Raw genomic sequence first — 249 nt, forward strand, 5'->3', positions numbered from 1 at the left:
TGCTCGGTACAATCGGTTGGGCTTCATCAATGAGCCAGTTAATGCCTTCACTGCGTAGTAAGCGAGTCAGAAAGTCGTAGTCGCTTTCGTTGCTTTGCATGATGAAGGGGCGGATGTCGTATTGTTGTTGTAGTCCACTGTGGTCTAGGCTGAGGCTCGAGGCAAAGAGTGGGCTTTTGTTTTGCCATTCTTCAAAGAGGATTTCCACCACTTCGACCACGGATTTATTCATAAATACGCGGCTGTTGC

General features: G+C 48.2%; 1 protein-coding gene. It reads right to left on the reverse strand.

Annotated elements, in window-relative coordinates; all coding sequences use genetic code 11:
• Positions 1-249: phage late control D family protein (locus AC1M9H_RS14415; RefSeq protein WP_481613663.1), on the reverse strand; the 249-nt coding region annotated here is incomplete at both ends.

The organism is Acinetobacter sp. ANC_7512 (assembly GCF_056779935.1).